This is a genomic window from Moorena sp. SIO3H5, from assembly GCF_010692395.1.
GTDB lineage: Bacteria > Cyanobacteriota > Cyanobacteriia > Cyanobacteriales > Coleofasciculaceae > Moorena.
The window spans coordinates 1-6,280 of record NZ_JAAHHS010000427.1 but is presented as its reverse complement, the minus strand read 5'-3'; the positions used below and the strand labels follow the sequence as shown (position 1 = coordinate 6,280).

The following is a 6,280-nucleotide window of genomic DNA, read 5'->3' as shown; positions in this document are numbered from 1 at the left end:
TCAAACAGGGAGTCAATATGACCTTTTATAGGAATTTTCAACAACATCTCTCCGTCCGGTGAGATGATTGTCCCGCCCAAAACCTCATCTTTGCCATCTCCGTCGAGATCCGCCACCCGTGCGCCATTGTGGGCATTGGCAAGGAAATCATCTCGGGTCCACAGAGGTTGGGGGTTTTTTCCTTTTAGGAGGTCGTCCAAAGCGTAGGCTGCTAGATAACGACCCATACGGTATCCTTCAGCATTCGTGGTCTGAAGTAGTAAATCGCGATCGCCTTTGCCCCGGAAATTGGCTACTACTAGGTGCTCCCAACCCTCTGTACCTTCTGGAAATGGGAGTTTTATAGTTTGCTTAGTCTCTCCATTTACCCCCTCAACAATATGGAGGGTATTGTCCTTGGTTAAAAACAGAACTTCTGTCTTTTGATCTCCATCTACATCAGCTGCTTGGACACCTGGTCCATGAGTTCCCGGTAGTCCGTTTTGCTCCGACTTCCCTACCACTTGAATGTTGATCTGCTTTGCCCAGAGCTTTTTTCCAGAATGATCGTGAACTGCAATATAATCTGACTTAGTGATGATAAAATCTTGTTGGCCGTCATCGTTAATATCTGCGGTAATCAGCCCACCAATACGCCTGTCTGGAGCTGGTCCACCTACAGGAATGACTAGGGGTTCAATTTGAGAATAAGATAAATCATTAGCCTGAGTCCTTGATTTTTCCGTGCTGGACTGACTCACACATCCTAAGTTTATCAAACTTAAAAATAACAATAATAAAGATATAGAAAATTCTGGTTTTTTATGGCTATATTGGCACCAAAAACTAGGCTTTTTTATAGTTTCTATATGTTTGTTTAAATTCGCTAATATATGCAACATTTTTATTCATATATATTTTCTAAATGATAACCTTAATCAACAGTATTGGTAATATTTTTATAATCGCTTAATCCTCAAACGCATCAATCCTTGAATAGTCCTAATCCCTTGCTAATCTTTCCCAATATCATCTGATCTGCTTCTTCTAGACCCATCGGTAATAGCAGTCCAAAATAGCATAAAAAAATCACTAATGCTGTGAACAATGCTGACAACACGAAATGCATAGGTTCGAGCCAGTTTTGCACAACCAAACCAATCAAAGCAGCTGTAGTGCCAGCTACTATAATTTTTAAATATGTCCAATTATACAAGGGAATCCCTACCCCTAAAGCGCGCTTTACTAGAGCTGCACGCAACATGCTAATCCCTGTAATGCTAACCCCTGTTGCTACTGCTGCTCCCATAACTCCCCATCGGGGAATCAACAAAATATTCAATGCTATATTTGTGATTGCTAGACCAATATCTGCAAAAAGCTTGAGATATTGATGACCTGACATAGCTAGCATATGATTAGATAATCCTCCCACACCGGCTCTTGACAGTTGCCCCATACCTAAAATGACTAAGGGCAACCATCCAGTTTCAAATTCTGCCCCGAAAATACTCAAAATGTTTTTGCCAGCAACTCCAACAATTAAAAACAGAGGTAATGTCAAGGAGAAGCTCCAGCGACTACTGGTTTGGAAAACTTTGCCCATTTCTTCAAACTCGCCCTTGCTGTAAAGACTGGCAATCATCGGAGCAAAAACTGTAACCAAGGAGCCAGCAATGATATTCATCAAGAGCGATGTCTGTGAAGCTGCTCGATAAACACCCACCTCTGATGCTGACCGAAAATACCCCAGCATCAATACATCTGTCCAGAGTAGGATGAGCCACGCAAAAGTTCCAAAGCCTAAGGGAAGGGAAAATGTAATTAGTTGCTTGCTCTCAAAGATCGGTTTGAGACTTATTCTAGCTATTCCAGGAAAGATACTGCCAATGAAGTAAACAGTGGCTGCTAATGCTAAAGCCAGAGCAACTAGCCAAGCCAAAGCGGCTCCCTGAAGTCCAAAGCCGATGGTACAGAGTACTATAGCCAGTAGTAAGTTAATGAACGGTAGTAGTAGCTCCCAGATATAAACTTTGTATTGTGTAATCTGAAATCCGGTAGTAGCAAAGGCTCCCACATTGGTAGCAGCTCCCAAAGGCAGAGCTATGGCAAAGATCCGGAGTGCAGGAGCTAGCTCTGGTTTACCAAATAAACCTTGGGCAATAGGATCTGAGGTAAAAAACAGAGCACTACCAAAAACGATACCACTCAAAAAAGGTAGCCCAATTGCCTGTAGTAAAACTCCCTTGAGCCGATTTGTTTCACCAGAACCATAGTAGATTGAGACATAGCGCACAACACCACTGTCTAGCCCCATCCTTGAAAATAGCTCTCCAAAGTGATAAATGGTAATTCCTAAGGTGTAAAGCCCAAAAGACTCTGCGCCAAGTAGCCAGGCAAGAACTACTTGGGTAAAGTATTTGAAAGCAGTGCTTATTAGTTTACCTATAAAAGAAACTCCAGCTCCTTTTACCAGCTTTTTGGAGGTGGCATCAGACAGTTCCACTAGGTGATTACTCCATTTATGTTAGTTCTATTAGCGACTTATCTGAGCGAATTAATTTTGCCGATTGCCGATTAATTAAAGTCTTTTTTTTCATATTATTAATTAATTATTTTAATCTATGTAATGATTGATAAACTAGATGACGATTTGGATTATGCATTGCTCTCAAGAATTTCCTTATTCTGAGCTGAGCCTCAAACTTAATTTGCCTCGTAATAAGAGTCATCATGTCTGGTCTAAGAAACTTGTTAAGATATCGCAGTAGATAATCTTCTATAAAAAAGACTATCATTTCCTTTAGTTTTATATGAGTTTTTCCATAAGTTTCTAGAGAATATCCGCAACCAGTTAGAGCCTCTCCTGCTATGGATTCAAATATTTCAATTTCTCGGGGTTTAAATTTGCTTTTAAAAACACCAATTTTTTGAGATGATATAGATGTGTTCAAAGAACCATGAAGAGTAGCCGCTTTAACATAATGCTGTTTTCTACCTGTATCAGGGATATCCTGAACAACCTCACTATAATCTTCCCCAAGAAATTGAAATATTTTTGACAGTTCTTCTTTGGGATTTTTAACTAGATTTTCATAATAAACTTCTATAACATCATTATAGTTAATAGTCTTCTTGAATTCTTGGAATGATATAATATATTTTTTCCAGCGATGGGCTATACCATAGATACTCTTTGGTCCAATCAAAACCCTACTCAATGACTCAGCGACATCCCTACCATCACGGATAATATGGATGATTTTTGATTCGGGAAATAGTGCCTTGATATTTTTCAAGTACATGGCATGTTGCGGCGTTTTCTCTCCCCATTTACTTTTACCTTCCCGTTCCGCATAAAGCTCAAAAAGCCTTGATATAACACCCTTTACAGATCGTTCATTAAGTTTGCTACAAAAAGCTGATACTGATATTTTTAAACCCCACAGCTTGATTTGTTCATCGTTTAAAATGTCCTTAACAAACAGTATTAAGTTAGAATTTTGTCGAAGATCTCCATAATCGTCAAAACTTTCGGAAAAGCGCGGAAATATATGACTTTCTGGAGGTATACAAATATCCGGATGTGCATCCATCAGCACCTGTAGCAAAGTTGTGCCCGAACGCGGACAACCTACGATAAAAAATGGTGTTTTTGTTGAGGTTTCTTTCATTTTTTATCTCCTCTTTGCATAAGAGCGGAAATTGAAATTGGGGTTTGCACCAATAGGTACAGCACTCTGTTGAGTCAACCAATAATACCATCCTTGGAGATCCTCAAGTTGATTACTCGGCAGACTCAGGCTTTCGTGAACTACGCACCTGTGCTGGAACTCCCATCGCGATCGCGTACGGTGGAATGTCTTTGGTTACTACTGCACCCGCACCGACTATTGCACCTGTACCAATAGTTACCCCATCTAAAACAATTACATGTGCTCCTAGCCAGACATCATCACCGATGTGTACACCACCCTTAGTTGCTAGTGGTTGTTGGACAATCGGGATGTCAGTACGATCAAATTGGTGACTAACACCACCTAAATAGCAACGACCAGCGAAAATGCAGTGCTGACCAATATGGACTTTGGTAGTCGAGTCAATGCGGCACTCTGCACCAATATTGGCATGGGCACTGATAAAAATAGAGCCAGCACGGGTCTTGAGTTGAGCCGAGCGACCAATTTGCACACCATCACCAATCTCAATGCGCTCATCTTCAAAACCGCGTACGGACAGCACTGCATAGTCATCGAGTACCACATTGCTACCCAGGTGAATACGACCCGGTCCACGCAAGGTGAGGTGATGACCGAAGATTGCATTCTTCCCCACACTACCGAATAACTGCGGATAGAAAATGCGCCGCAGCCCTAGACCAAGAGCACCAGGGAGTTGACCTACCAGCACCGTCAGCAGTTCATATTGTAAAAGTCGCCCCCAACTACGATCACCTAAGACTAAATCCTGATACTTTTTTATAAACGAGCTTTTACTATCAGCTGAGACAGCGCTGAAGCGAAACTGTTCATGTTTACTAGTCATCACCATTTTCTCCGTATTTGTTCGTCACTTCCATCGGTACTCCCTCACGGATGGGGCTACCGTCACTGACGAACGGATAAAGTAGACTACCAATTCCAGCATGGAACAGGGTCTTTGCTCTCAACAGCAATGCCGTTGAAAATGCTAGTGCAGGGGTAGCACCTACCAACCCAAGAGTGAAGCTGTAGGCAAACTCCATCAAACCAATACCTCCAATCGAGATTGGTAAGTTCATGATAAAGAGGATCACTGGCACTGCTACGAGCATGCTGACAAAATCGATCTTGGAGCCGAAGGCAAGTGCACTAACCCAGACATTCATGACCGCTAAGAAGTAGAAGATTAGAGAATTAATTAGAGCCCCCCAGATTGCCCCTGGGTCACTCTGATAGGCCAGCACTGCTTGCCGAAATTTCTCAATCTTGGCGAAGAGTTTCTGCAGCAAGGGTACACGCTTTGCCAATAGTTTATGGGTCAACCGGAACGGTCGTTCGTCAATAATCAACCAGCAGATCAATGCTATACCTATTGACCCGATGGCAAGGCCAATAGTCAACCAGGGCAGGTTGAACAGGTGCAGGTTGACCACTACTGCCACCATTGCTAACAAGACCAGGGTGGCCAAACCAGTAAAACGTTCCACAAAGACTGAGGCTACAGCATCGGCGTAGCGTCCTGTGTAGCGCCCTAGTAGATGCATGCGAACCACATCGCCCCCAATGCTGCTTGGCAGCACCAGATTGAAGAATTGACCAACCATATAGTAAGCAAACAGTCGCCAAAGATTAACTGGCAAGGCACGAGAGCGCGAAAGCATGTACCACTTGAAGGCACTAGATAGATTAAGCAACAGCCCAAACCCAATCGATGCCAGCAAAAATCCTGGTTTGACATGAGCGAAGGTGTCTAACAAATCCCGCCGTCCGTCAGCGCTAAACAGCCCTGCCTTGTGAAGAACATATACTAATAGTGCGGTTGTGCCAGCAATGCGGACAAAACGTAGTGTTGAGTTTTTCGGCATTCCAAGAGCTTGTTAAAGATTTTTCATTGGTAATTGGTAATTGATAATTAGTAATTGATAATTAGTAATTGATAATTGGTAATTGGTTTACTATCTACTATTACCAGATTGAGGTTTTGGAGTTTTGCTCATCGATACTGATCATTAGAGTTACCTTACTTACTTGATGTAAATTATTTATTGGGTATCCAAGACAGGGTCTTGTTTTTGCCTTTTTTTTGCTTGTTTGCGTAAGCGCCGTGCCGCCTTGAAGGCTTTGTAGCGCATTTTTACTGCTGTAAACACTTCCCCGAACCGTGAGAAAAAGATGGCCAGCATCAACTGGCGCATCCATTTGCGCTTAGAGAAAATAAAGGTAGCCTGACGCAAACCCTCGTGACGGTGGTCTTCTTTAGTTGGTGGGGAAATCGGTAAATGGTACTGGGGTGCAGATAGTCCCTGGGCTTCACGCCACTGGATACGCACGAAGGGAGAGACACGTTTGTCACGGTAGAGGTGATCACAACTGGCTTCCACTTCCTGCTTACCTAAAGGCATAGCGGTAATATAGCCCAATTCACGCATCTGTTGTAGAACCTTTTGACCACGTTCTGTTCGACACATGACCATGCTTGTACCTTCCGGGTGTAGGTACTCGCCATCCTCACCGCGCACCCAAAAGTCGGAAACTGAAATATCGGCAAACTCAGCACTATAGTCAGGACACATCAGACAACGCTGGGGTGTATAGAGATA

General features: G+C 42.8%; 5 protein-coding genes and 1 pseudogene. All 6 read right to left on the bottom strand.

The features are described 5' to 3' along the window. Positions 1–740 (bottom strand): annotated as a pseudogene (locus F6K52_RS30305) (hypothetical protein); the annotation flags it as partial. Positions 741–964: 224 nt separating this feature from the next. After that, a complete protein-coding gene (locus tag F6K52_RS30300) occupies positions 965–2,485 on the bottom strand; it encodes an oligosaccharide flippase family protein (RefSeq protein WP_293087601.1) in 1,521 nt (506 codons plus the stop codon). Positions 2,486–2,591: 106 nt separating this feature from the next. Continuing rightward, on the bottom strand, positions 2,592–3,653 hold the full coding sequence (locus F6K52_RS30295; RefSeq protein ID WP_293087598.1) for a sulfotransferase: 1,062 nt from the start codon (positions 3,651–3,653) through the stop codon (positions 2,592–2,594). 112 nt (positions 3,654–3,765) lie between these two features. Beyond that, positions 3,766–4,524 carry an acyltransferase gene (locus F6K52_RS30290; protein ID WP_293087595.1) on the bottom strand — a complete coding sequence of 253 codons (759 nt, stop codon included), beginning with the start codon at positions 4,522–4,524 and terminating at the stop codon, positions 3,766–3,768. Then, positions 4,517–5,545 (bottom strand): lysylphosphatidylglycerol synthase transmembrane domain-containing protein, encoded by a 1,029-nt coding sequence (locus F6K52_RS30285; protein WP_293087592.1) that lies wholly within the window; start codon positions 5,543–5,545, stop codon positions 4,517–4,519. The genes F6K52_RS30290 and F6K52_RS30285 overlap by 8 nt, the downstream gene beginning before the upstream one ends. A 177-nt stretch (positions 5,546–5,722) precedes the next feature. Continuing rightward, the coding region (locus F6K52_RS30280; RefSeq protein ID WP_293087589.1) for a Coenzyme F420 hydrogenase/dehydrogenase, beta subunit C-terminal domain at positions 5,723–6,280 on the bottom strand (558 nt) is incomplete at its 5' end.

Bases quoted from the DNA above. Each gene is read 5' to 3' on its own strand.
- F6K52_RS30295 (WP_293087598.1), bottom strand. From the start codon at position 3,653: ATGAAAGAAACCTCAACAAAAACACCATTTTTTATCGTAGGTTGTCCG.
- F6K52_RS30290 (WP_293087595.1), bottom strand. From the start codon at position 4,524: ATGACTAGTAAACATGAACAGTTTCGCTTCAGCGCTGTCTCAGCTGAT.
- F6K52_RS30285 (WP_293087592.1), bottom strand. From the start codon at position 5,545: ATGCCGAAAAACTCAACACTACGTTTTGTCCGCATTGCTGGCACAACC.